The sequence below is a fragment of the Chryseomicrobium sp. FSL W7-1435 genome (genome assembly GCF_038595005.1).
Classification (GTDB): Bacteria; Bacillota; Bacilli; order Bacillales_A; family Planococcaceae; genus Chryseomicrobium.
In genome coordinates this window covers 1737048-1758539 of the sequence record NZ_CP151997.1, presented here as the reverse complement: position 1 = coordinate 1758539, position 21492 = coordinate 1737048, and the positions used below count along the sequence as shown (strand labels likewise).

Here is a 21492-nt window from a genome sequence, read left to right as displayed (position 1 = left end):
GGAATGGATAAATGAAAGAAGGAATAACGATGAAAAAACCTCCATATGGCATGATTGCTATTCTGTTCATTGGTGCATTTGTGGCTTTTCTAAATAACACTCTATTAAATGTTGCACTTCCTACTATTATGGTGGAATTCGATGTAACACCTTCACAAGTGCAATGGCTCACAACTGCCTATATGCTTGTTAATGGTATTTTAATCCCTGCTTCTGCTTACTTCATTCAAAAGTTTACAAATCGCTCACTCTTCATTACAGCGATGAGTCTATTTACACTTGGAACTTTGCTAGCCTTTGTAGCACCAGGCTTTTGGACACTTGTAGCAGGAAGGATGATCCAGGCAAGTGGCTCTGCAATTATGATGCCTCTACTTATGAACGTGATGCTCATTGCATTCCCGATAGAACGAAGAGGAACAGCCATGGGACTATTTGGTCTAGTGATGATTATGGCACCTGCTATAGGACCAACACTCTCTGGTTTTATTGTAGAAAACTATAGCTGGCGTGTATTATTTGCAATGATCTTACCATTTGCTTTATTGCCATTGTTATTGGCCATTTTTAAATTGAAAAATATCACTCCTCAACGAGAAGTGACCCTTGATAAATTTTCATTAGTTCTTTCAAGCTTTGGCTTTGGTGGACTGCTTTATGGATTCAGCGTAGCCGGAGATGAAGGATGGACTTCTTGGATTGTTTTACTTACTCTTGGGGTGGGAACAATTGGACTTCTGTGGTTTGTGTTGAGACAACTGAAGCTTGACCAGCCACTATTAGAATTTAGAATCTATAAATATCCGATGTTTGCTCTCGCCTCTGCTATTTCCATTGTACTTTCGGCAGCGATGTTTTCAGGCATGATTTTAACGCCTCTTTACGTCCAGACGATAAGAGGCTTCAGTCCTTTAGATTCTGGTTTACTTATGCTCCCAGGAGCGCTCGTGATGGCGGTCATGTCTCCCATTACGGGTAGATTGTTTGATTCATTTGGCGCAAAGTGGTTAGCAATCATCGGATTGTCTATATCAGCTGCGACTACGTTTGCTCTAAGCGGGCTGACCATGGAAACAAGTTATGAATCCATCATGTTTCTCTATACTATGCGTATGTTCGGATTTTCTATGATTACTATGCCCGTCATGACAAATGGATTAAATCAACTGAGCACTCATCTTTATCCACATGGAACGGCAATGAATAATACATTGCAGCAAGTATCTGGAGCAATAGGCTCGGCGATTTTTCTAACAATCATGAATGCTAGAATGACAAACTGGATTAATGATCAAGTGGAAAGTGCGAAGCATGCAGGAGACTTCCCCTTAGATTCATTAGGACAATCCCAATTCATGTCTCAATTGACTAGACAAGGGATGTTGGAAGGCATCACCTATTCATTTTTAATTGCAGCTATTGTAACTATGGTCGCATTACTATTAAGCTTTTTCATCAAAAGAGTAGTTCCAAAGCGCGAGGCTATATAAAACCTCGCGCTTTTTGTTATATATACTGATATATTCATTAAATTTTCTAATAAAATAAAAAAATTATGTAGACGAATGAAAATTCATGAATTACAATGAAGTTGTTCAAATAAGTAAAACAGTTGTGAATTGTAGAAATAGAGAGACAATTCAACAAACAAAAATTGGGGGTCATGAATTTGAAAAAATCAAAATTTGCTTCACTGTTTCTTGCTTCGACTATGGTATTAGCTACTCTTGCAGCCTGTGGAGATACAGAAGGTGGCTCATCAGCAGACGCTGACACAATTAAAATTGGTGCCAACCTAGAATTATCAGGTCCAGTTGCTTCTTACGGTTCATCAGAACTTGAGGGAATTGAGATGGCTATTGAAGAAATTAATGCTGATGGCGGGGTTGACGGTAAAGAGATTGAGTTAACTAAAGTTGACAATAAATCCGATGCGGCTGAAGCAACAAATGCTGCTATTAAATTAACAGATCAAGACAATGTAGTAGCTATTATTGGTGCAGCTACATCTGGTAATACAGTTGCACAAGTACAAGTGGCAGGAGATGCAGAGACACCTCTAATCACACCATCAGGTACTAGCCCAACAGTAACTGTAGCTGAAGATGGTTCTGTTAACGAATATGCATTCCGTACATCATTTATCGATCCATTCCAAGGGACAGTAGCTGCTAACTTTGCGGCAAATGAACTTGGCGTGAAAACGGCAGCAGTATACGCAGATAATTCATCAGACTATGCAAAAGGCTTAGCCGCTTCCTTCATTGAAGACTTTGAAGCTGCTGGCGGTACAATCGTTGCTCAAGAATCTTATGTAGCAAAAGATACAGACTTCCGTTCTACATTGACGCGACTTGCTTCTGCTGATGCAGAGTTCGTTTTCATCCCTGGTTATTATGAAGAAGTTGGTCTAATTGTAAAACAAGCACGTGAATTAGGAATTGATGTTCCTCTTATGGGTGCTGATGGATGGGATTCACCAACACTTGTAGAACTTGCAGGGGCAGATGCTTTAAATAATTCTTATATCATCAATCACTACTCTGCTGAAGATCCAGAAGGAAAAGCAAAAGAGTTTGCTGATAAATTTGAAGAAAAGTATGGCAAACAACCAAATTCATTCAACGCCCTAGGCTACGATACAGTATACCTATTAAAAGATGCAATTGAGCGTGCTGGAGAACTTGATGGAGAGAAAATCAAGGATGCACTTGCATCAACTGATGCTCTTGAATTAGTTACAGGCTCTTACTCAGTTGATGAAAACCACCACCCAATTAAATCAGCTACAATCTTAGAATTCGTTGACGGAGTTCAAGTCTTTAATACGAAAGTCAACCCTTAAGGGGTGTGTTATTAGGGGGGAGAAAAGTTCCCCCCTTTTTCTTTTGGCATTACATATAAGGGGGTTGTCGAAATGGAGATCATTCAGCAAATTATGAATGGTATATCAGTGGGAAGTATCTATGCGCTGATAGCATTGGGCTACACGATGGTCTACGGGATTATCAAATTGATAAACTTCGCTCATGGTGACGTGTTCATGTTAGGTGCCTTTATTGGTTTTTATGCTATTACAATCTTTCAAATGAACTTTTTTGTTGCCCTAATCTTTTCCATGGCAATCACAGCAGTCATCGGAGTTCTTATTGAACGTATTGCTTATAAACGTCTTCGAAATGCTACGCGTATAGCTGCACTCATAACGGCAATTGGTGTGTCTTTATTAATTGAATATGGCTTTATATTCATTCGCGGAGCACAACCAGAAGCTTATCCAGATGTGTTTGGAAGACAATCAGTATCTTTGTTTGGAGCAACAATTGATATCAAAGCGTTGCTGATATTATCGGTTTCAGTCGTGCTAATGTTGTTACTTCAATTCATCGTTCATAAAACAAAAACAGGTAAAGCTATGAGAGCTGTTTCTCATGATACAGAGGCAGCAAAATTAATGGGAATTAACGTAGATAATACAATTTCTGCAACTTTTGCGATTGGTTCTGCCCTAGCAGGAGCTGCTGGAGTAATCTTTGGACTTTACTACACTAAAATCGATCCATTAATGGGCGTCATTCCTGGTTTAAAAGCATTTGTTGCGGCTGTGTTAGGTGGCATTGGTATTATTCCAGGAGCCATGGTCGGTGGTTTGATTTTAGGTTTGGTTGAAACATTTGTTAGTGCCATTGGATTGTCTTTATGGCGCGATGCAGCTGCATTTGTTATTTTAATTGTCATTTTAATTTTCCGTCCTTCAGGGATTTTCGGGAAAAATTCAAGAGAGAAAGTGTAGGTGGACAAAATGAAAAAACATTCACGTGCGTTTTGGCCACTTTTAATTGCTGCTCTTGTTTTTTATGCGGTTGTACAGGGACTAATCCTAAGTGGCATGATAGGAAACTATGAAATAAATAATTTGATCTTTATTTCAATCAATATTATCCTTGCGGTTAGTTTACATCTGGTTATTGGTGTTACAGGGCAATTTTCGATTGGTCATGCAGGTTTCATGGCGGTAGGCGCATATCTTTCTGCCATCGTTACAATGAAACTAGAGTTGCCTTTTATTGTGGCTATCTTGGTAGGGGGATTAGTTGCGGCATTAGCTGGACTGATTGTAGGGATACCTAGTCTTCGTCTACGCGGAGATTACTTAGCCATAGCAACATTAGGATTTGCTGAAATTATTCGTATTATCTTCCTGAACATTGACTATGTTGGTGGAGCGGCAGGTATGCAAGTCGGCAAAATGACAAACTGGACTTACACATTTTTCTTCATGTTAATCACTATTCTTGTCATCGTAAACTTTACACGGTCGCGTCATGGTATTGCGGCCATATCCATCCGCGAAGATGAAATTGCATCAGATGCGATGGGAATTAATACAACCTATTATAAGGTAGTTGCCTTTGTCATTGGCTCATTCTTTGCTGGGGTTGCAGGTGCATTGTTTGCACACAATTTCTATATTGTATTACCATCACAATTTGGTTTCTTGAAGTCTGTTGATATTTTAATACTTGTTGTTTTAGGTGGTTTAGGTAGCCTATCGGGTGCTGTTATTTCAGCGATTTTCCTCACACTCGTCTCAACATTCTTGCAAAACTATCCAGAAACTCGGATGATCATCTACAGCTTAGTACTAATCATTGTTATGTTGTACCGTCCACAAGGTCTGATGGGTACGAAGGAAATCACAGATTATTTCAGAGGCTGGACTTCAAAAGGAGGTAAAGGCAATGGAAAAGACACCACTACTTGAGGTTAAGCAGGCTGGAATTCAATTTGGTGGATTAAAAGCTGTTCAAAACTTAAATGTTGTTCTTTATCCTGGTGAATTAGTCGGGCTGATTGGGCCCAACGGAGCGGGGAAGACGACAAGTTTCAATCTTTTGACGGGCGTCTATGTTCCAACTGAAGGAGACGTGTTCTTTCAAGGGAAGCGAATTAACGGTGTAGCACCTTACAAAGTCACGCAATCAGGGATGAGCCGAACATTTCAAAACATTCGTTTATTCCGTGATATGACTGTTTTAGACAATGTGAAAGTGGCCTATCACGCTTTAGCTACTCATTCCATGTTGGCATCTATTCTTCGCTTGCCATCACATTTTGCAGGTGAACGCAAAATGGAAGAGGATGCTATCGAATTTTTGAAAATCTTCCGCTTAGATCGTTATAAAGATGAACTGGCAAAAAATCTACCATATGGTCAACAGCGCCGTTTAGAAATCGCTCGAGCACTAGCTGCCAACCCTAAGCTTCTCTTACTTGATGAGCCTGCTGCAGGGATGAATCCACAAGAAACTCACGACTTAATGGAGTTAATCGCTTTCATCCGAACTAAGTTTGATCTGACAATTTTACTTATAGAGCATGATATGAATCTTGTAATGGGAGTTTGTGAACGTATTTATGTGCTGGATCATGGACAATTACTTGCTGAAGGACCTCCGGAAGTCATTCGAAATGACCCGAAAGTAATTGAAGCGTATTTGGGTGAGGAGGTAACGGAATGACGATGCTGGAAGTGAAAAATATAGATGTATTTTATGGCAATATACAAGCGCTGAAAGATGTTTCAGTGACAGTAAACGAAGGCGAAATCGTCTCGCTAATTGGCGCCAATGGAGCAGGGAAGAGTACGCTGCTTAAAACATTGTCTGGTCTCTTAAAACCTAAATCAGGCTCCATTGAATTTCTGGGCTCTTCAATTGCAGGAAAAGCTGCGCAAGGGATTGTGAAAACAGGAATTTCGCATGTTCCTGAGGGTAGACGCGTTTTTGCTAATCTCACTGTTGAGGAAAATCTAGAGCTGGGAGCCTTTTTAAGAAAAGATAAAAAAGGGATTGCAGAAGATATGCAGAAGGTTTTCGAAACATTTCCAAGATTATTGGAACGCAGAAAACAACTTTCAGGCACACTTTCAGGTGGAGAACAGCAAATGCTAGCTATGGGTCGTGCAATAATGGCGAAACCTAAACTATTGTTGCTCGATGAACCTTCGATGGGTCTTGCACCTTTGATGGTTAAGACGATTTTCCAAGTCATTAAAGATATCAATGCAGAAGGAACTACTATCTTACTGGTTGAACAAAATGCACACATGGCGTTATCAATCGCTAACAGAGGCTACGTCATTGAAACAGGTCGAGTTGTATTATCAGGTTCGGCCGAAGAGCTGCATTCTTCTGAAGAAATTCGTAAAGCCTATTTAGGTGGACACTAAACAAAAACCGCTCACAGATTTGTGGGCGGTTTTCGCTTGTTCATTAAGAATCGTATACCTTCAACAATCAAGCCGATGATAAGTCCAAAAGCTGTAAACATAAATAAGGACAATAAGCCTGCTAAGTCTGCAAATTCACCTGAAGCGAACAAAAAGCTTCGGAACATCTCGATAAAGCCAATTAACAAACCTACTAAAAATAGTAGAAGTCCTATTTTTAAATTTAAATAAGCAAGTGCACCTGCAAACAATCCGGCAGCCAAACCATACGCAACCATAGTGACCATATTGGAAGTCGTTAATTCTTGATCAAGAATTATACCCGTCCCCAATAGTAATAAAAACAGAGTGATCGACATAACAATCACACCGAGAATTTTGTAGTTAGCAGTCATTTCATTTCCTCGCTTTCTGAATTCAAGTATACTAATAAAAAAGAAAGGATGTAAATGGATGCGACATACTTTTCACCAGTCTCTTACTTGGGATCATCACCGTAATACAGTCGGCAAAGTAGTTATAGCTGACCATCAATTAGAATTTTCTATTCCAGCAGCACTAGACGGACCAGGGAGAGGCACAAACCCTGACGAACTCTTATTAAGCTCTGCTGCAGGATGTTATATAATGACGTTAGGCGCAATGTTTGAAAGAAGTCAAATTGCTCATGCAGATATTGAATTACGTTCAGAATTAGTAGTAGAAGTTGAGGATGGGATTTATCGCGTTAGTGAACTGCATCACTATCCTACAATCCTAAATTATCCTCATGAAAAGAAAAAAATACTTGAGCGGTTAGTCCATAAAGCGGATGAACGGTGTATGATTAGTAATGCACTTAAAGGGTCCGTAAAAATTATGGTTCATCCGACATTTCAGGAGGAACATCATGAAAACTCTCCTATATAATGGTACATTCATCACTATGGAGCAAGAGCATCATTCGGTTGAAGCTGTCTTACTAGACAACGGAGTTATCCAAGCTACAGGTACTTTTGAAGAATTGAAAGCGCTCGCAGACGAACAACTATCGATGCAAGGAAACGTGATATATCCAGGGTTTATAGATAGTCATATGCACTTAATAGGTCATGGTCAAAAGATTTTATCCGCTGACTTGTCGACTTGCAGGTCTATCCGTGAAATTTTAGAAATAGTTGCCTCTGCAACACCAGTATCAGGTTGGATTGTACTGGAGGGCTGGAACGACAATATTCTGATGGATAATCGACCTCCAACAAGAGCGGATTTAGATATGATATTTCCTGATACACCGGTCATGTTAAAAAGAGTATGTCGCCACGTGCTTGTAGCGAACACAAAAGCACTTGAAATTGCCGGTGTTTCTTCATCGATTGAAGAAATGCAGGGAGGAGTAATTGGCCGTGATTCTCAAACGGGTGAACTAAACGGGTTATTTTATGATGAGGCGCAGCAACTTGTTGTAAAAGCCATTCCTGAACTTTCGGTGGAAGACTTAGCCACTATTATTCAGGCAAGTATACGTGATTTACATAGTCTTGGTTTGACAGGTGGGCATACGGAAGACATGGCATACTATGGAGCTTATACGAATCCGCTAAGTGCCTATCGACTGGCATTAGGAAGTAGTTTCCGAGCCCATCTGTTACGTCATCATCTTGTTTTTCAAGAAATGGTTCATGAGACAGGTGATGACTTCCTATCCTTTGGCTGTATGAAGCTATTTATGGATGGATCATTAGGAGGGCATACTGCTTGGCTGTCTTCTCCTTATTCAGATGAGCCAGAACTTGAAGGGGTAGCGATACATACAAAAGAGGCCTTAATTGAGATGGTTAAACTGGCAAGAAATCACCAAGCGGGTATCGCTGTCCATGTGATTGGAGACCGTGCTACGGAACAGATAGTGGAACTTCTAGAGAACTATCCGCCAACTGAAGGCGTGGTGGACCGATTGATTCACGTAAACGTGTTATCAAAAGAACTAGTTGAGCGAATAGCTAATTTGAATGTTATGTGTGACATCCAACCAATGTTTGTACCTTCTGATTTTCCCTGGGTAAAGGACCGTCTAGGACAAGAAAGACTGGACTATGCATACGCATGGAAGACGCTTTTAGAGAGAGGGATAGGACTAGCAGGTGGCTCAGATGCTCCAATTGAGACTGCTGATCCTTTACTAGGAATTCAAGCTGCCATTAATAATCCCTATTTACCTGAGCAAGAGTTGACCCCTTTTGAAGCAATCCAACTGTACACAACTGGAGCGGCGAAGATTGCAGGACAACAAAATCGTTTCGGTAAGATTAGTCCAGGCTTTGTGGCAGACTTTACGATTTTATCAGAAGAAATTACGAAAGACTCGATTATCCATCTTACAGTTGAACAAACAATCGTGAATGGGGAAACGGTTTATAGAAAGGAATTGTAACATGTCTTCAATAGGTATAGATGCTGGAGGTACCCTTGTCAAGTTGGCTTATTGGCAAGATGAGGAAATTGTTACTACGTATTTCCCGTCAGCACGATTTGATTTAGTAAAAGAGTGGATCATCACTCGGTTCGAGAATCCTAAAATTTGTATGACTGGAGGACGAGCCAAACAACTTGAACATTTCTTAGGCTCTGAGAACTATCAATATGTAGTTGAATTTGATGCCACCATTCAAGGTGTTATGTATCAATTGAAAAAAAGTGAGTTACAAACCCAAGAGACCATTATCACGAACATTGGGACGGGAACTTCTATCCATTACTTGAACGGTAATTTCCACGAACGTTTAGCAGGAACGGGAATTGGGGGTGGAACTTTACTCGGATTAAGTAAAGTTTTGATTGGCACTGATGATTTTTCGGAAATTGTAGCTAAGAGTGAGCAAGGATCAAGAAAGTGGATTGATGTGCGAGTGGAAGATATTTATCAGCATAATGAATTACCTATTAAGGGCTCGTTAACGGCAAGCAACTTTGGAGCTCTTCTGACCGCTGATGCAAATGCTAATTCCTCAGATGATTATTTGGCGGGTATCCAAGGGATGATAGGAGAGGTCATTTCTTCACTCTCCATTCAAGCCGCAGATACAAAGAATTGCACAGATATTATCTACATTGGCACAACACTTGAAAATAATGAAATGCTACAAAAAGTTATTGCCTCCTATACAATTTTGAAGGACAAAAACCCACTGTTTTTACCACAACATGGCTTTAGTGGTGCGATTGGTGCTTTGTTAACAATTTAACCAAACTATTTGCATTCTCTCCCAGCTCATGGTATATTGTAATAGAATTATTTTTGCTTCGGAGCGTTAGTAAGTGGCAACACTTTTACTTAACAGTGTTGAGCAAGGATAGTAACAAAAGTGTACACATAGTACACGAGGAGGATACACACATGGAACAAGGTAAAGTAAAATGGTTTAACTCAGAAAAAGGATTCGGATTCATCGAACGCGAAGGCGGAGACGACGTATTCGTTCACTTCTCAGCTATTCAAGGCGAAGGTTTCAAAACTCTTGACGAAGGTCAAGACGTAACTTTCGAAATCGAGCAAGGTCAACGTGGCCTACAAGCTACTAACGTAAACAAAGCTTAATTTCAAACCTTCAAAAAGGCCTCCTCGGAGGCCTTTTTTTTATGCTTTTATATAATTCATAAAGGTAGTATTGGTTACAACGTTATTCACTCTCTCAATTTATCAGTTGCTAACCGATGAGCGGCCTTATTTTCTTTCTCTGGGATCCATTTGATAAAGTACATAGGGATAGGAGCTAATAAAGATTCGATTTCGGCTAAATACACTTTAAATACAGGGTTTTTAACAAAACCTCGATCTACAGCATCATAGACTATTTTTGAATCGACGCGTATAGAAAGAATATCTGGTTTAAGTGAGAGGATTTGTTGAATCCCATCTCGTAAAGCGATAAATTCAGCTTCATGGTTTGAGTAGCTACCTATCTTCGTGGCATACATGCCAACCTCGCCATTGCCCTTCCAATAAACACCGATTGCACTTTCGCCAGGATTACCTCTGGTGGCTGCATCTGTATACAGTTCAATCATATTCTAATTCCTTTCCTTGCAACAACGTTCCAAAAACGATTATACTACTACAATAGATAAGGTGGGATAAACGTGCTAACACAACAAGTAACTAATGAAATCAACCGTTTACTTGAAGTTTACTGTGATGGTTGTCCAATTAAACATGATTTACGAGCGCGTAAGGGAAAAACTGCTGCGCATCAGTTTTGTATCAATGGCTGCTCGGTGGGAAAAGAATTAAAACAAACCGGTGAAAAGTTGTTTCAGAAATCATAAAAAAACCCACGCAGACAATGCGAGGGTATAAATAGATTTATTCAGCTAGGATCACTTGCACATCGGCAGCTTGTGGTCCTCGATTGCCTTCTACGGTACGATAGTGAACTTTTTGACCTTCTTCTAACGTTCGGAATCCATCACCTTGGATACCTGTAAAATGTACGAAAACATCTTCACCTTCGGTTGATTCAATAAAACCATAACCCTTTTCAGCGTTAAACCATTTTACTAGTCCTTGTTGCATCGTACCAGGACCCCCCTCGTTAGAAAAATCTGATAATTACTAGCTAAACTATACAGGATTCGACGCACTACGTCAATTTGAAAGGGGATATTTAGGATGTGGGAAAAACTTCGCCCTTCATTAGAAAAGTATTACAATCAATATGATGCAAGTCATGACATGGCTCATATTGAACGCGTCTACGAAAATGCTAAACGCATTCTGGCAGCTTATCCAGAAGCAAATGAAGAGATTGTAACATTTGCTGTTGCTTTACACGACGTAGAGGATAAAAAATATGCAAATGAGCAAAGTGCTGACTTCATGAAATTTATTTTTACTACATATGACGTTTCACTAGATCAACAAAAGCAGATACGTACAATTATTGATCAGGTATCCTTTAGCGGAGGGCAAACGGCTGAATCGCTTGAGGCCCAAATCGTACAGGATGCAGACCGCCTGGACGCTCTAGGAGCAGTAGGAATTGCACGTACATTTGCATTTGGTGGAGCAAATGGACGCTCCCTTTATCAAAGTTCAGAAGTAGAAGCGTTGTGGCAAGGAAAAGAGGTTCCTAACGGGGCATCTATCACACACTTTTATGAAAAGTTATTACTATTAAAAGACAAGATGAACACGGAAGAAGCTAAAAATCTGGCGCAACAACGTCATGAATTTATGCTTTTATTTTTACAACAGCTCTATGATGAGATTGGAGAACAACCATGTCGCAATTAATCATTAATCAACTGACAAAAACAGTTGGTGCAAAAACTTTGTTTCAAGATATTCAGTTTACAATTACTCAAGGTGAGAAGATAGGTTTGGTGGGGAAAAATGGTAGTGGCAAGTCTACTTTATTACAAATAATCGCAGGTATTGCCGACGCAGACAAGCTACATTTAGACCATCCGAATGACTTTTCTATTTCTTATTTGTCCCAAGCACCAGAACTTGATGAAGAGAAAAGTGTTTTGGAAACGATGTTCAGCAGTGATCTTGCGGTTATGGCGCTTAATCGTACCTATGAAAAGCTAAGAAAAGCTGCAGAACAAGATACTTCAAATATGTCGCTTATATCAGAATTATTACTTGTTCAAGAGCAAATGGAGCTACAAGGTGGCTGGGATCTGAATACAGCGGCTAAACAAGCATTGACCAAATTAGGTATCACTGAATTTGAAAAGCTTGTAGGCACACTGTCAGGTGGCCAACAAAAGAGGGTGGCATTAGCCCGCGCGCTAATCGAACCACATGACTTGCTGCTATTAGATGAACCTACCAACCACTTAGATGTAGAATCCACGATTGCCTTAGAAGATTTGGTTCGCGCTTATTCGGGTGCGGTTTTATTTGTGACGCATGATCGTGTGTTCCTGGATAACATTTCAACGGCTATTTATGAGATTGACCAACAAACGCTCTACAGTTACAAAGGGAACTACGAGCAATTTCTTGAAAGCAAGGCCATTCGCTATGAAAATCAGCAAGCTGAACAATCGAAGCTTCAGAATCTATATCGTAATGAATTGAAGTGGGTTCGTCGCGGTGCAAAAGCCCGTACTACTAAACAAAAAGCCCGATTAGATCGCTTCGATGATATCCAAGAGAAAGCCCAAACCAAGCAAAGTAATCAAGACCTTGATGTCAACTTGGCAGCAAGTCGACTAGGGAAAAAGGTAATGGAAGGGAAAGCGATCTCTAAGCAATATGGTGACCATGTTTTATTCTCAGATTTTAGTTTTTTACTTCAAAATAAAGATCGCATAGGGATTGTCGGCGAGAACGGGGCAGGGAAGACTACTCTATTGTCACTTTTAGCAGGAATAGAGTTACCAACTGCTGGCATACTGGACATTGGTCAAACCGTGAGAGTGGGGTATTTCACTCAAACTTTACCGGAATTTGATCCCAATCAAAGAGTGCTGCATTATATTACAGAAGATTCAAATGCTATTGAAACAGCTACTGGTGAACGCTTATCTGCCGTTCAAATGCTTGAGCGCTTTTTATTTCCTACCTCTATGCACGGCACACCAATTTCAAAACTGTCTGGTGGAGAGAAGAAAAGACTTTACCTTCTAAAACTCTTGATTCAACAACCAAATGTAATCATTCTTGATGAACCTACTAATGATTTAGATTTAGATACTTTGGCAGTTTTAGAAGACTACTTAGACTCGTTCTCTGGTGTCGTTGTTGTCGTTTCGCATGACCGTTATTTCATCGATCGTGTCACTTCGAAATTATGGATTTTAGAAGACAAAGCCATCACCATCTCATTAGATTCTTTCCAAGACTATTTAGATGATAAACGAGCTTCAGCTAAAACTGCTCGCCAAGTTCAGGAGATAGAGAAAAACGAAAACATAGAAAAAGTTAAGAAAAAACGGATGTCCTATCATGAAAAGAAAGAATGGGAAACCATTGAACAAGATATTGAAACCCTAGAGACACAAATAGCTGATCACCAGTCAATTATAGATAACGCTGGATCTGATTACGATAAAATAAGGCTTGCCTCAGAAAAACTAGAGCAGTTTGAGAGCGAGTTAGAGGCTAAGATGGAGCGATGGGCGTATTTAGAGGAAATTGCCTCTACATGATACACTAGTTAGAGAGAAGGAGTGATTACATGAATATTGTTACGATTGAACCCACACCAAGTCCGAATTCAATGAAAATTGTTGTTGATCAAGAGCTAGCATTTGGCACCACGTTTAACTATAAGCCAGATCAGTTACAAGACGCTCCTGAGATAATTCAAGCATTATTTGCTTTGGAAGGTGTAAAAGGCATCTATCATGTGTCAGATTTCATGGCAGTCGAAAAACATCCAAAAGCCAATTGGGAAGTTTTAATTCCACAGATTGAACAAGCTTTCGGAAAAGAAACGACTAGTTCAGAAGAAGTCCTTTCTACTGAGGAGAGTTTTGGGGAAGTACGTGTACACATTCAAGACTATCATGGCATTCCCATGCAAATTAAGTTGTTCGACGCTACACAAGAGCAACGCTATGCGCTCCCAGACCGATTTATGGAAGCTTTTAATGCGAGAATGCAAGACGATGAAAACTATATTCTCCAACGAAAATGGTTGGACTATGGTATTCGTTATGGTGAGTTTGACGAAATCGCTAAGCAAGTGTCAGAAGAGATTGAAGCAGCATTTACTTCTGAGCGTTTAACTCAATTGGCTTCACCTGAGTCACAAGCTGAAACAGAATGGAAAAATAAACGTTATCCTGTCTCATTAGAAGAATTTCAAAATACAGATTGGCAAGTGCGCTATCAACTATTAGACCGTCTGACGCATCCAAAAGTGGAAGATCTACCACTTCTTGCGCAAGCATTGAAAGACGAAAAGGTATCGATTCGCCGCCTGGCAGTCATCTATCTAGGTATTCTAGAAGATAAAGCAGTAGTACCCCATATAATCGCCGCTCTTGGAGATAAAAATGCTTCTATCCGTCGAACTGCGGGTGATACGGTTAGTGACTTAGGTTACGAAGAGTTTGCATCTGCAATGATACAAGCGCTTCAAGACAAAAATAAGTTAGTTCGTTGGCGTGCTGCAATGTTCTTTTATGAAGTTGGCAGTGACGAACATCTCGAAGCATTAAAAAATGTTCAAGAAGACGACGAGTATGAAGTACGGCTTCAAATCAAGATGGCAATCGCTCGCATCGAACAAGGTGAAGAAGCTAAAGGGTCTGTATGGAAACAAATGAATATGGCTCGAGCAATCAAGGAGGAACGACAATGAATGCTTATGAAGAATATATGAGAGAACTAGTCGAACCAATGCGTAAAGAATTAGTTGGACATGGTTTTACAGAATTAACAACAGCTGATCAAGTCGATGGACACATGAATTCAGCTACAGGTTTATCGTTAATCGTTATTAATTCAGTATGCGGCTGTGCAGCAGGTCTTGCTAGACCAGCCGCAGTTGAGGCGGTTACAAATGTAGCGCATAAACCGGACCATCTTGTTACAGTCTTTGCAGGACAAGACCAAGAGGCTACCGAAACTATGCGCAACTATTTTTCAGATGTACCACCTAGCTCTCCTTCCATGGCTTTCTGGAAAGACGGTCAACTTGCTTACTTTATTCCTAGAGAACAAATTGAGAACTTCCCAAAAGAAGCGATTGTTGATCATATTCAGGGAGTTCTAGAGCAACTGCAAAGTCAATGAAAGTAGCTATTACTACTTCCGCTAAAATGACTCAAGAAAAGAGAGCGCATGCAAAAAAGATTGCCGATGAGCTCTCCCTTCCTTACATTGAACGAAAAGATAACTCTTTACAGCAGGTTTGGGGCCATTATGAGACTCTGTTTGTATGGACCGCTACAGGTTGGGAAGCACAAAACAAAGAGGGGAATCGTTACGCCTATCACCCTGGAACCGCTATGTTCCGATATAAACGCTGGAAACTTGGTGAACGAGAGCCTTTTATCGAAGCAGTGGATTTAAAACGAGGAGATTCTTTCTTAGACTGCACGTTCGGTTTTGGATCTGATTGTTTGATGGCGAGTTTAGCAGTCGGAAAAGAGGGTCAAGTGTTTGCTGTTGAAAAGTCAGCTATCCTTGCATTCTTATTCGAAAGAAGTCAATTTACTACAGATCTTCGGTTCGCAGAATTAAATGAAGCTCTCAAGAGGATAATTTTTTCACAAGGAGATGCTGTAGATTTCTTAAAGAACCAAGCAGACAATTCCTATGACGTGGTTTATATTGATCCCATGTTTGAACAGGAAATTGAGGAATCGACAAATTTTCAAACACATAAGAAGTTTGCGGCCACTGATCAACTGACCCAGGAGTGGGTGAAGGAAGCGGTTCGTGTTGCGAGGCGTCGTGTAGTTTTGAAAGCCCATTTTACCAGTGAATTGTTCAATCAATACGGTTTTGAACAGCTTCACAGAAAATCTTCAAAATTTCATTTCGGTGTGTTGACTCTATAAAAATGACCCAGCTGATTTTTCAGCTGGGTCTGTTTATTAATGAGTGAAGTTAAGGGAAGTAAGGTATCCTAAAAGAAGCAAATATCCAATTCCAATGACAATTCCTAAGCTCATTTGACAATCTCTCCTTTTGTAAAAAAGTGTTTTTGTGACATGTCGATGTTTCTTATTGTACAATGAAATCAGAAAAGAATGAAGTCTTTGTCCTGTAATCTCCAAAAAGATGTTTCAAAAATGTTACGGATGGGTGGGAATGTTTTGTCGGTATTCATTAAGAAGTTTTTAGCCGCATTAGTCGCAGTAGTTACATTCGGTGTTATAACACCATCACATGAGATATGGAACTCAGTATTTGAGATAGAAGAAAATCGCTACAGTGAAGTTCATGTCCTGCAAGCTCCAATCGATTTAGAAGACCTGTTAACGCAAGCACAGCAACAAAGTGACTTGAAGTTTGGCGCAAAAATACAACCACGTATACAGGAACGATACGCGAAAGAAATTTTCCCTGCCTATCAACAAAAAATTGAACAGCTAGCCACGTCTACATCTGCTATTTCACACAAACCTTCTGGAGATTATGGAGAAAAGATTTTTCATCTTTATGACGCTTCGACTAATGAAGATATTTTAAGAGCTCATGTTCGAGTTGAAAAACGTCCTCAAGAAGGGTATTACTTTACATTCCACTACCATACAGCATCGGATCAATTCAGTTCACACCAAGATATCGGTGAAATTTATTGGTCTAAGAATACGCCTCCAAAATGGCTATCTTAAAGGAGTGTTTACATGAAACAATATCATGAGTTATGCAAATACATAGTAACAAATGGCCACAAGCGGGAAGACCGAACTGGAGTTGGCACTTTAAGCGTTTTTGGCTACCAAATGCGCTTTAATTTAGCAGAAGGATTCCCTTTACTGACTACTAAGCGTACTTCTTTTAAATTAATAGTCAGCGAGCTATTGTGGTTCCTTAAAGGAGACACGAATGTTCAAACATTAATCCTTCAAAATAACCATATTTGGAATGAGTGGGCATTTGAAAAATGGATTTCTAGTGAAGAGTATAGCGGACCTGACATGAAGAATTTTGGTATTCGAGCAACGAAAGACGAAGCATTCAAAGAGCTCTACACAGAACAAATGAATGACTTTATAGCTCGCATCAAAGTGGATGACGAATTTGCGGCTAAATACGGGGAACTTGGACCTGTCTATGGCAGACAATGGCGTGCGTGGGAAGGTGCCGATGGTAAGATGTTCGATCAAATACAATCCGTCATTCACTCTATACAACACACACCTCATTCGAGACGACACATTGTGACGGCCTGGAACCCTGCCGAAGTAGAAGACATGGCTCTACCTCCTTGTCACTCGTTTATGCAGTTTTATGTACAAGACAACAAGCTATCGTGTCAGTTATATCAAAGAAGTGCCGATGTCTTTTTAGGCGTACCTTTTAACATCGCTTCCTACGCATTACTGGTACATTTGATTGCACAGGAGACAAACCTCCAAGTAGGAGAGTTTGTGCACACGTTAGGCGATGCTCATCTCTATACAAATCATTTGGATCAAGTGAACGAACTACTCACTAGAGAGGCTAGACCCTTGCCGACTTTAGAGCTTTCCTCTAAATCCATCTTTGAGATGACGAGTGATGACATAAAAATTATCGGGTATGATCCGCATCCTCGCATCCAAGCCGAAATTGCTGTTTAAGGAGAAATGTTATGATTTCATTTATCGTAGCGCACGATGAAAACCGAGTGATTGGTTATGAAAACAAAATGCCGTGGCATATTCCTGAAGACCTTGCCTATTTTAAAAAGATGACTCTTGGGAAACCAATAGTTATGGGCAGAAATACATTTGAATCTATAGGTCGACCGTTGCCTGGTAGAGAAAACATTGTGATTACTCGAAACGAAGATTACACTGCAGAGGGAATTCACGTTTTTCATTCCTATGAAGATGGAATAGCTTTTGCGAAGCAGCAAAATAGCGATATCATGGTTATTGGTGGTGCACAGGTTTTTAAAGATCATTTGGAAACAGCCGACGAGTTGTTGATTACTCAAATTCATCAAAGCTATACGGGTGATACATACTTTCCAGCTTATTCGGATTGGCATTTAGAGTGGCAATCTGAAAAAAAGTCATCCTCTTCAGGGGTTTCTTACACGTATCAACGCTATGTTAGAAAGGCCAGTGAATAACTTGCTAAGAAGTCTCGTAACTTATAGTTATATAATAGGGTTCATTCCCACAAAATTAATTCGCTTAAAGCAGTTGCAAAAGAAAAAAGCTACTTTATCTACAGCTGACTATGATGAGTTGGTTTATGAAACACCTCGTTCATGGGCAAAAAATATTTTAAAAAAAGCTGGTGCTACAGTTGAACTGACGGGGGCAGAGAATCTCCCTGAAGGTGCCGTCCTTCTTATTGCCAACCACGAAGGTAACTTTGATATTCCGGTTCTTATTGCCACGATTCAAAAACCATTCGGGTTTCTTTCAAAAGTAGAAGTGAAAAAAATTCCCTTTATAGCTGACTGGATGACGGAGATGAATTGCGTTTTTATCGACCGTGCTAATCGTCGCAGTGCAATGAAATCCATTGAAGATAGTTCAATTAGCTTACAACAGGGTCATTCTTTGCTATTATTTCCTGAAGGAACTCGCTCGAAAGGGCAAGGCGTTCAAGAATTTAAAGCTGGATTTGTTCGCATTGCCTCCCGAGCCAATGTTCCCGTAGTCCCGATTGCCATTTATGGCACCTCTCAATTAATGGAGCAACAAAACAACCGAGTAACACCTGCCCATGTAAAGGTGCACGTATTAAAACCTGTTCAGATTTTAGAAGGTGAATCAACAGATGAGTTCAGAGAACGTGTGCAACAAAGCATTACGAATGCAAGATTGATACTTGAGGAGGCGTCTCGATGACAACTATAAAAATAGTAACGGATTCAACAGCTGAGCTACCTCAGTCTGTTGTGGGTGAACTTGGTATTACTGTCGTTCCCTTGACAATACACATAGATGGTCAAGACTTTCTAGACGGAGTTACTATTTCAGCTCAGGAGTTTATCGAGAAAATGAGATCTTCAAAAGAATTACCGAAATCTTCTCAACCTGCCGCAGGAACTTTCCAAGAGATTTATGAGGAACTTGGTAAAGATGGTTCTCAAATTCTTTCCATTCACATGACAGGCGGCATGAGTGGAACTGTAAAATCGGCAGAAGCAGCTGCTAATATGACAGACGTAGATGTAACTGTTATCGATTCGCGTTTTATCTCACATGCTCTTGCATTTCAAGTGAGAGAAGCTGCTAAACTTGTACGTGAAGGAAAAAACATGGATGAAATCGTAGCACGGTTAGAAGTCGTTCGAAAGAATACTCGTCTATTTGTAGTTGTGGATACTTTAGATAATTTGGTTAAGGGTGGGCGCATCGGTAAAGGGCAAGCAATGATGGGTTCTCTACTTTCCATTAAACCAATTGCCTCTCTTGCAAATGGCGAATATACACCGATTGCAAAAGCTCGTAGTTACAAGCAAGTGGTCAGTTATCTACTTAATGAATATTCAAAGGATTCAGCTACGCAACCCATTAAAGCAGTTGGTATTGCACAAGCTGAAGGTTTTCAAATGGCAAACCCTTTAAAAGAAGCAATTGAAGAATCCGGGTTTGAAGATGTGAAAATGTCTTATACTACGCCTGTCATTTCAACTCATACTGGTCCAGGTGCTATTGGATTCATGTACTTATTGGAAGGTTAACAAAGTGAAAAAAATTGTAGTGCTAGCCCTATTTCTTTTACTTGTTTTAAGTGGCTGTAGTTCGTTAGTCATCAAACCAGTATTTCAAACGAAAGAACGTGAGGAACCTGTCAGATACCAGGTTCCTTATGCTGTCTTTCCAGATAATTTATTATTTTTAGGATTAGGGGACTCTCTAACTGTTGGTGTTGGGGATGAACTGAAGCGAGACGGCTACATAGGTCGTGTGAAGGATGAACTTCTACAAGGAGAACAGGTTGATAAAATTGATTTAATCAATACCGCTAAGCGTGGCCGTCGCAGCGATCAACTACTGACCTTATTATCAAGTGGAAGTCTCGATGATGAAATTTCAGAAGCAAGTCACATCTTTCTATCAATCGGTGGGAATGATGTAATGAAAATAATTAAGCGAGACTTATTCTCTTTACAGCTTGATGCGTTTGAGGAAGAACGTCTTAACTATGAATCTCGTTATTACCATATCGTAGATTATGTACGTGCCTTAAACCCCCAAGCGCCAATTATAGCGCTGGGTCTATACAATCCCTTTTCTCTTATCACAATAGAATCTCAAGAAGTTGAATCTATCATCACGGACTGGAATACGACGATGGAGAGGACACTTTTTGATTTTGAATCAACTTGTTACGTACCCGTGCAAGATCTGTTCTACACTAATACCAATCTCGTGTACCATACTGATTTCTTTCATCCGAATGGCAGAGGTTACGAGTTGATTACAAATCGCATGATTCGGACAATGGAAAGCTGTGGTTTTATCGAAGAAACTAATGGGGAATTGTATGTGAAAGGGACGTGAGACAATGAATAAATGGAAAATAGCATTTATAGGATTGGTAGTACTTATAGCAGTTGCTATTATTTGGGTCAGCAGTTTACTTATGACCACACCAGAAAGCTATTCTTTAGCTGAACGTGGTTCGCCTGAACAAGGTGGGCAACTTTTTGTTGAAACTTCCAAATCTGATTTTGAAGCTTTGGCCAACAAATATATTCAAGAAGCTGTAAGTGGACAGGCAATCCCATTGCAGTTGGAAGTGGAGGAAAAGATTGCTCTTACTTCTGAATTGACTGTATTTAGTTTAACAATTCCCGTTCAAATGTATTTTGATCCTATTGTACAAGAGGATGGGAATATTCAACTGAAACAAAATCAAGTGGACATTGGGCAACTCTCCATTCCACCTGAACAAGTGTTGAAGTTGTTGAGGGATTCAGTAGATCTTCCCAACTGGATGGTCGTGAGCCCTGCGGATGAGTCTGTCTTTATAGATTTAGAGGGTCTCCCAATCGACGGAGATTTCGATATTCGTGCTCAAAAGATTGATTTAGAAAATGACGAAATTATTTTGTCGGTTACTATACCTACAAATCAATAATAGGGGGAATGGATATGCAACAAGCTACATTTGCAGGTGGATGCTTCTGGTGTATGGTCAAGCCGTTTGACCAGTATGATGGCATTGAAAAAGTAGTTTCTGGCTATACGGGTGGGCATGTTGAAAACCCAACCTATGAACAAGTCTGTTCAGAAACGACTGGCCATTACGAAGCTGTACAAATTACCTTTGACCCTGAGAAATTCTCATACGAACAAATTGTAGAAATTTACTTCCAAAATGTTGATCCTTTTGATGAGGGTGGTCAGTTTTTTGATCGTGGGAAGTCCTATCAAACAGCTATCTTCTATCACGATGAGGAACAAAAAGAAGTGGCTGAAACTGTCATGAATCGTCTGGAATCAGATGTTTTTACTAAAAAGGTAGCTGTTAAACTACTTCCGGCGTCCGCATTTTACATGGCGGAAGACTATCACCAAGATTACTATAAAAAGAATAGCGGGCACTACGAGCGCTTTTTCACAGGCTCAGGAAGAAAGAACTTTGTGGAAAAATTAAGGAGGGATTATTTTGAAGGATAATTTACGCGAGAAAT

Annotated in this window: 27 protein-coding genes; 24 read left to right on the top strand and 3 right to left on the bottom strand. The window is 40.0% G+C overall.

The features are described from left to right. Positions 1-29 precede the first annotated feature (29 nt). The 6 genes from MKY84_RS08940 (at position 30) to MKY84_RS08915 (ending at position 6232) form a co-directional block, all read left to right on the top strand. A complete protein-coding gene (locus MKY84_RS08940) occupies positions 30-1490 on the top strand; it encodes a DHA2 family efflux MFS transporter permease subunit (RefSeq protein WP_342525647.1) in 1461 nt (486 codons plus the stop codon). Positions 1491-1663: 173 nt separating this feature from the next. Next, entirely contained in the window at positions 1664-2845 is a 1182-nt protein-coding gene (locus MKY84_RS08935; RefSeq protein ID WP_342525646.1) for an ABC transporter substrate-binding protein, read from the top strand. Positions 2846-2917: 72 nt separating this feature from the next. Further along, on the top strand, positions 2918-3793 hold the full coding sequence (locus MKY84_RS08930; protein ID WP_342525644.1) for a branched-chain amino acid ABC transporter permease: 876 nt from the start codon (positions 2918-2920) through the stop codon (positions 3791-3793). Positions 3794-3802: 9 nt separating this feature from the next. Then, positions 3803-4765 (top strand): branched-chain amino acid ABC transporter permease, encoded by a 963-nt coding sequence (locus MKY84_RS08925; RefSeq protein WP_342525643.1) that lies wholly within the window; start codon positions 3803-3805, stop codon positions 4763-4765. Next, entirely contained in the window at positions 4743-5522 is a 780-nt protein-coding gene (locus MKY84_RS08920; protein ID WP_342525642.1) for an ABC transporter ATP-binding protein, read from the top strand. Before MKY84_RS08925 ends, MKY84_RS08920 begins: the two co-directional genes overlap by 23 nt. Before the next feature lie 2 nt (positions 5523-5524). Next, the gene (locus MKY84_RS08915; protein ID WP_342528876.1) at positions 5525-6232 is read left to right on the top strand and encodes an ABC transporter ATP-binding protein; all 708 of its coding nucleotides are present in this window, start codon (positions 5525-5527) and stop codon (positions 6230-6232) included. Between the two features lie 11 nt (positions 6233-6243). On the opposite strand, the gene MKY84_RS08910 is transcribed toward MKY84_RS08915, so the two are convergent. Continuing rightward, positions 6244-6627: a hypothetical protein gene (locus MKY84_RS08910; RefSeq protein WP_342525641.1), complete on the bottom strand. Its 384-nt coding sequence runs from the start codon at positions 6625-6627 to the stop codon at positions 6244-6246. Positions 6628-6685: 58 nt separating this feature from the next. On the opposite strand from MKY84_RS08910, the gene MKY84_RS08905 reads away from it, so the two are divergent. From MKY84_RS08905 to MKY84_RS08890, 4 genes are all read left to right on the top strand, one after another. Beyond that, positions 6686-7141: an OsmC family protein gene (locus MKY84_RS08905; RefSeq protein ID WP_342525640.1), complete on the top strand. Its 456-nt coding sequence runs from the start codon at positions 6686-6688 to the stop codon at positions 7139-7141. Beyond that, entirely contained in the window at positions 7122-8645 is a 1524-nt protein-coding gene (locus MKY84_RS08900; protein WP_342525639.1) for an amidohydrolase, read from the top strand. The genes MKY84_RS08905 and MKY84_RS08900 overlap by 20 nt, the downstream gene beginning before the upstream one ends. Position 8646: 1 nt before the next feature. After that, positions 8647-9456, top strand: coding sequence for a type II pantothenate kinase (coaW, locus tag MKY84_RS08895; protein ID WP_342525637.1), 810 nt, complete (start codon positions 8647-8649; stop codon positions 9454-9456). Between the two features lie 152 nt (positions 9457-9608). Next, complete coding sequence (locus MKY84_RS08890; RefSeq protein ID WP_342525635.1) at positions 9609-9809, top strand: cold-shock protein; 201 nt, start codon at positions 9609-9611, stop codon at positions 9807-9809. A gap of 86 nt (positions 9810-9895) precedes the next feature. Here MKY84_RS08890 and MKY84_RS08885 read toward each other — a convergent pair whose 3' ends face one another. After that, entirely contained in the window at positions 9896-10279 is a 384-nt protein-coding gene (locus tag MKY84_RS08885) for a ribonuclease HI family protein (RefSeq protein ID WP_342525633.1), read from the bottom strand. 66 nt (positions 10280-10345) lie between these two features. On the opposite strand from MKY84_RS08885, the gene MKY84_RS08880 reads away from it, so the two are divergent. Next, positions 10346-10537, top strand: a complete 192-nt coding sequence (locus MKY84_RS08880; RefSeq protein WP_342528875.1) for a zinc-finger domain-containing protein — start codon at positions 10346-10348, stop codon at positions 10535-10537. A 37-nt stretch (positions 10538-10574) separates the two neighbouring features. Here the strand turns inward: MKY84_RS08880 and MKY84_RS08875 are convergent, their stop codons facing one another. Continuing rightward, a complete protein-coding gene (locus MKY84_RS08875; RefSeq protein WP_342525631.1) occupies positions 10575-10784 on the bottom strand; it encodes a cold-shock protein in 210 nt (69 codons plus the stop codon). Between the two features lie 96 nt (positions 10785-10880). Here MKY84_RS08875 and MKY84_RS08870 point away from each other — a divergent pair, with 96 nt between their 5' ends. The 13 genes from MKY84_RS08870 (at position 10881) to msrA (ending at position 21478) form a co-directional block, all read left to right on the top strand. Then, positions 10881-11504, top strand: a complete 624-nt coding sequence (locus MKY84_RS08870; RefSeq protein ID WP_342525628.1) for an HD domain-containing protein — start codon at positions 10881-10883, stop codon at positions 11502-11504. Next, positions 11492-13372, top strand: a complete 1881-nt coding sequence (locus MKY84_RS08865) for an ABC-F family ATP-binding cassette domain-containing protein (RefSeq protein ID WP_342525626.1) — start codon at positions 11492-11494, stop codon at positions 13370-13372. Before MKY84_RS08870 ends, MKY84_RS08865 begins: the two co-directional genes overlap by 13 nt. A gap of 29 nt (positions 13373-13401) precedes the next feature. Beyond that, positions 13402-14532 carry a conserved virulence factor C family protein gene (locus tag MKY84_RS08860; RefSeq protein ID WP_342525624.1) on the top strand — a complete coding sequence of 377 codons (1131 nt, stop codon included), beginning with the start codon at positions 13402-13404 and terminating at the stop codon, positions 14530-14532. Further along, a complete protein-coding gene (locus MKY84_RS08855; protein WP_342525622.1) occupies positions 14529-14966 on the top strand; it encodes a BrxA/BrxB family bacilliredoxin in 438 nt (145 codons plus the stop codon). The genes MKY84_RS08860 and MKY84_RS08855 overlap by 4 nt, the downstream gene beginning before the upstream one ends. Next, positions 14963-15736 (top strand): class I SAM-dependent methyltransferase, encoded by a 774-nt coding sequence (locus MKY84_RS08850; protein WP_342525620.1) that lies wholly within the window; start codon positions 14963-14965, stop codon positions 15734-15736. The genes MKY84_RS08855 and MKY84_RS08850 overlap by 4 nt, the downstream gene beginning before the upstream one ends. Before the next feature lie 234 nt (positions 15737-15970). Continuing rightward, positions 15971-16516, top strand: a complete 546-nt coding sequence (locus MKY84_RS08845; protein WP_342525619.1) for a YpjP family protein — start codon at positions 15971-15973, stop codon at positions 16514-16516. A gap of 12 nt (positions 16517-16528) precedes the next feature. Further along, positions 16529-17467 carry a thymidylate synthase gene (locus MKY84_RS08840; protein ID WP_342525617.1) on the top strand — a complete coding sequence of 313 codons (939 nt, stop codon included), beginning with the start codon at positions 16529-16531 and terminating at the stop codon, positions 17465-17467. Positions 17468-17478: 11 nt separating this feature from the next. Beyond that, positions 17479-17964 carry a dihydrofolate reductase gene (locus tag MKY84_RS08835; protein ID WP_342525615.1) on the top strand — a complete coding sequence of 162 codons (486 nt, stop codon included), beginning with the start codon at positions 17479-17481 and terminating at the stop codon, positions 17962-17964. Then, a complete protein-coding gene (locus MKY84_RS08830; protein WP_342525614.1) occupies positions 17957-18694 on the top strand; it encodes a lysophospholipid acyltransferase family protein in 738 nt (245 codons plus the stop codon). The genes MKY84_RS08835 and MKY84_RS08830 overlap by 8 nt, the downstream gene beginning before the upstream one ends. Next, entirely contained in the window at positions 18691-19533 is an 843-nt protein-coding gene (locus tag MKY84_RS08825; RefSeq protein WP_342525613.1) for a DegV family protein, read from the top strand. The genes MKY84_RS08830 and MKY84_RS08825 overlap by 4 nt, the downstream gene beginning before the upstream one ends. 4 nt (positions 19534-19537) lie before the next feature. Continuing rightward, the gene (locus tag MKY84_RS08820) at positions 19538-20356 is read left to right on the top strand and encodes a GDSL-type esterase/lipase family protein (RefSeq protein WP_342525611.1); all 819 of its coding nucleotides are present in this window, start codon (positions 19538-19540) and stop codon (positions 20354-20356) included. 4 nt (positions 20357-20360) lie between these two features. After that, a complete protein-coding gene (locus MKY84_RS08815) occupies positions 20361-20936 on the top strand; it encodes a YpmS family protein (protein WP_342525609.1) in 576 nt (191 codons plus the stop codon). Between the two features lie 8 nt (positions 20937-20944). Beyond that, positions 20945-21478, top strand: a complete 534-nt coding sequence (gene msrA / locus MKY84_RS08810; RefSeq protein WP_342525607.1) for a peptide-methionine (S)-S-oxide reductase MsrA — start codon at positions 20945-20947, stop codon at positions 21476-21478. The last annotated feature ends 14 nt before the right edge of the window (positions 21479-21492 follow it).

Coding starts and splice junctions, on each gene's coding strand:
- MKY84_RS08940 (WP_342525647.1), top strand. CDS start 30: ATGAAAAAACCTCCATATGGCATGATTGCTATTCTGTTCATTGGTGCA.
- MKY84_RS08935 (WP_342525646.1), top strand. CDS start 1,664: ATGAATTTGAAAAAATCAAAATTTGCTTCACTGTTTCTTGCTTCGACT.
- MKY84_RS08930 (WP_342525644.1), top strand. CDS start 2,918: ATGGAGATCATTCAGCAAATTATGAATGGTATATCAGTGGGAAGTATC.
- MKY84_RS08925 (WP_342525643.1), top strand. CDS start 3,803: ATGAAAAAACATTCACGTGCGTTTTGGCCACTTTTAATTGCTGCTCTT.
- MKY84_RS08920 (WP_342525642.1), top strand. CDS start 4,743: ATGGAAAAGACACCACTACTTGAGGTTAAGCAGGCTGGAATTCAATTT.
- MKY84_RS08915 (WP_342528876.1), top strand. CDS start 5,525: ATGCTGGAAGTGAAAAATATAGATGTATTTTATGGCAATATACAAGCG.
- MKY84_RS08910 (WP_342525641.1), bottom strand. CDS start 6,627: ATGACTGCTAACTACAAAATTCTCGGTGTGATTGTTATGTCGATCACT.
- MKY84_RS08905 (WP_342525640.1), top strand. CDS start 6,686: ATGCGACATACTTTTCACCAGTCTCTTACTTGGGATCATCACCGTAAT.
- MKY84_RS08900 (WP_342525639.1), top strand. CDS start 7,122: ATGAAAACTCTCCTATATAATGGTACATTCATCACTATGGAGCAAGAG.
- coaW (WP_342525637.1), top strand. CDS start 8,647: ATGTCTTCAATAGGTATAGATGCTGGAGGTACCCTTGTCAAGTTGGCT.
- MKY84_RS08890 (WP_342525635.1), top strand. CDS start 9,609: ATGGAACAAGGTAAAGTAAAATGGTTTAACTCAGAAAAAGGATTCGGA.
- MKY84_RS08885 (WP_342525633.1), bottom strand. CDS start 10,279: ATGATTGAACTGTATACAGATGCAGCCACCAGAGGTAATCCTGGCGAA.
- MKY84_RS08875 (WP_342525631.1), bottom strand. CDS start 10,784: ATGCAACAAGGACTAGTAAAATGGTTTAACGCTGAAAAGGGTTATGGT.
- MKY84_RS08870 (WP_342525628.1), top strand. CDS start 10,881: ATGTGGGAAAAACTTCGCCCTTCATTAGAAAAGTATTACAATCAATAT.
- MKY84_RS08865 (WP_342525626.1), top strand. CDS start 11,492: ATGTCGCAATTAATCATTAATCAACTGACAAAAACAGTTGGTGCAAAA.
- MKY84_RS08860 (WP_342525624.1), top strand. CDS start 13,402: ATGAATATTGTTACGATTGAACCCACACCAAGTCCGAATTCAATGAAA.
- MKY84_RS08855 (WP_342525622.1), top strand. CDS start 14,529: ATGAATGCTTATGAAGAATATATGAGAGAACTAGTCGAACCAATGCGT.
- MKY84_RS08850 (WP_342525620.1), top strand. CDS start 14,963: ATGAAAGTAGCTATTACTACTTCCGCTAAAATGACTCAAGAAAAGAGA.
- MKY84_RS08845 (WP_342525619.1), top strand. CDS start 15,971: ATGTTACGGATGGGTGGGAATGTTTTGTCGGTATTCATTAAGAAGTTT.
- MKY84_RS08840 (WP_342525617.1), top strand. CDS start 16,529: ATGAAACAATATCATGAGTTATGCAAATACATAGTAACAAATGGCCAC.
- MKY84_RS08835 (WP_342525615.1), top strand. CDS start 17,479: ATGATTTCATTTATCGTAGCGCACGATGAAAACCGAGTGATTGGTTAT.
- MKY84_RS08825 (WP_342525613.1), top strand. CDS start 18,691: ATGACAACTATAAAAATAGTAACGGATTCAACAGCTGAGCTACCTCAG.
- MKY84_RS08815 (WP_342525609.1), top strand. CDS start 20,361: ATGAATAAATGGAAAATAGCATTTATAGGATTGGTAGTACTTATAGCA.
- msrA (WP_342525607.1), top strand. CDS start 20,945: ATGGATATGCAACAAGCTACATTTGCAGGTGGATGCTTCTGGTGTATG.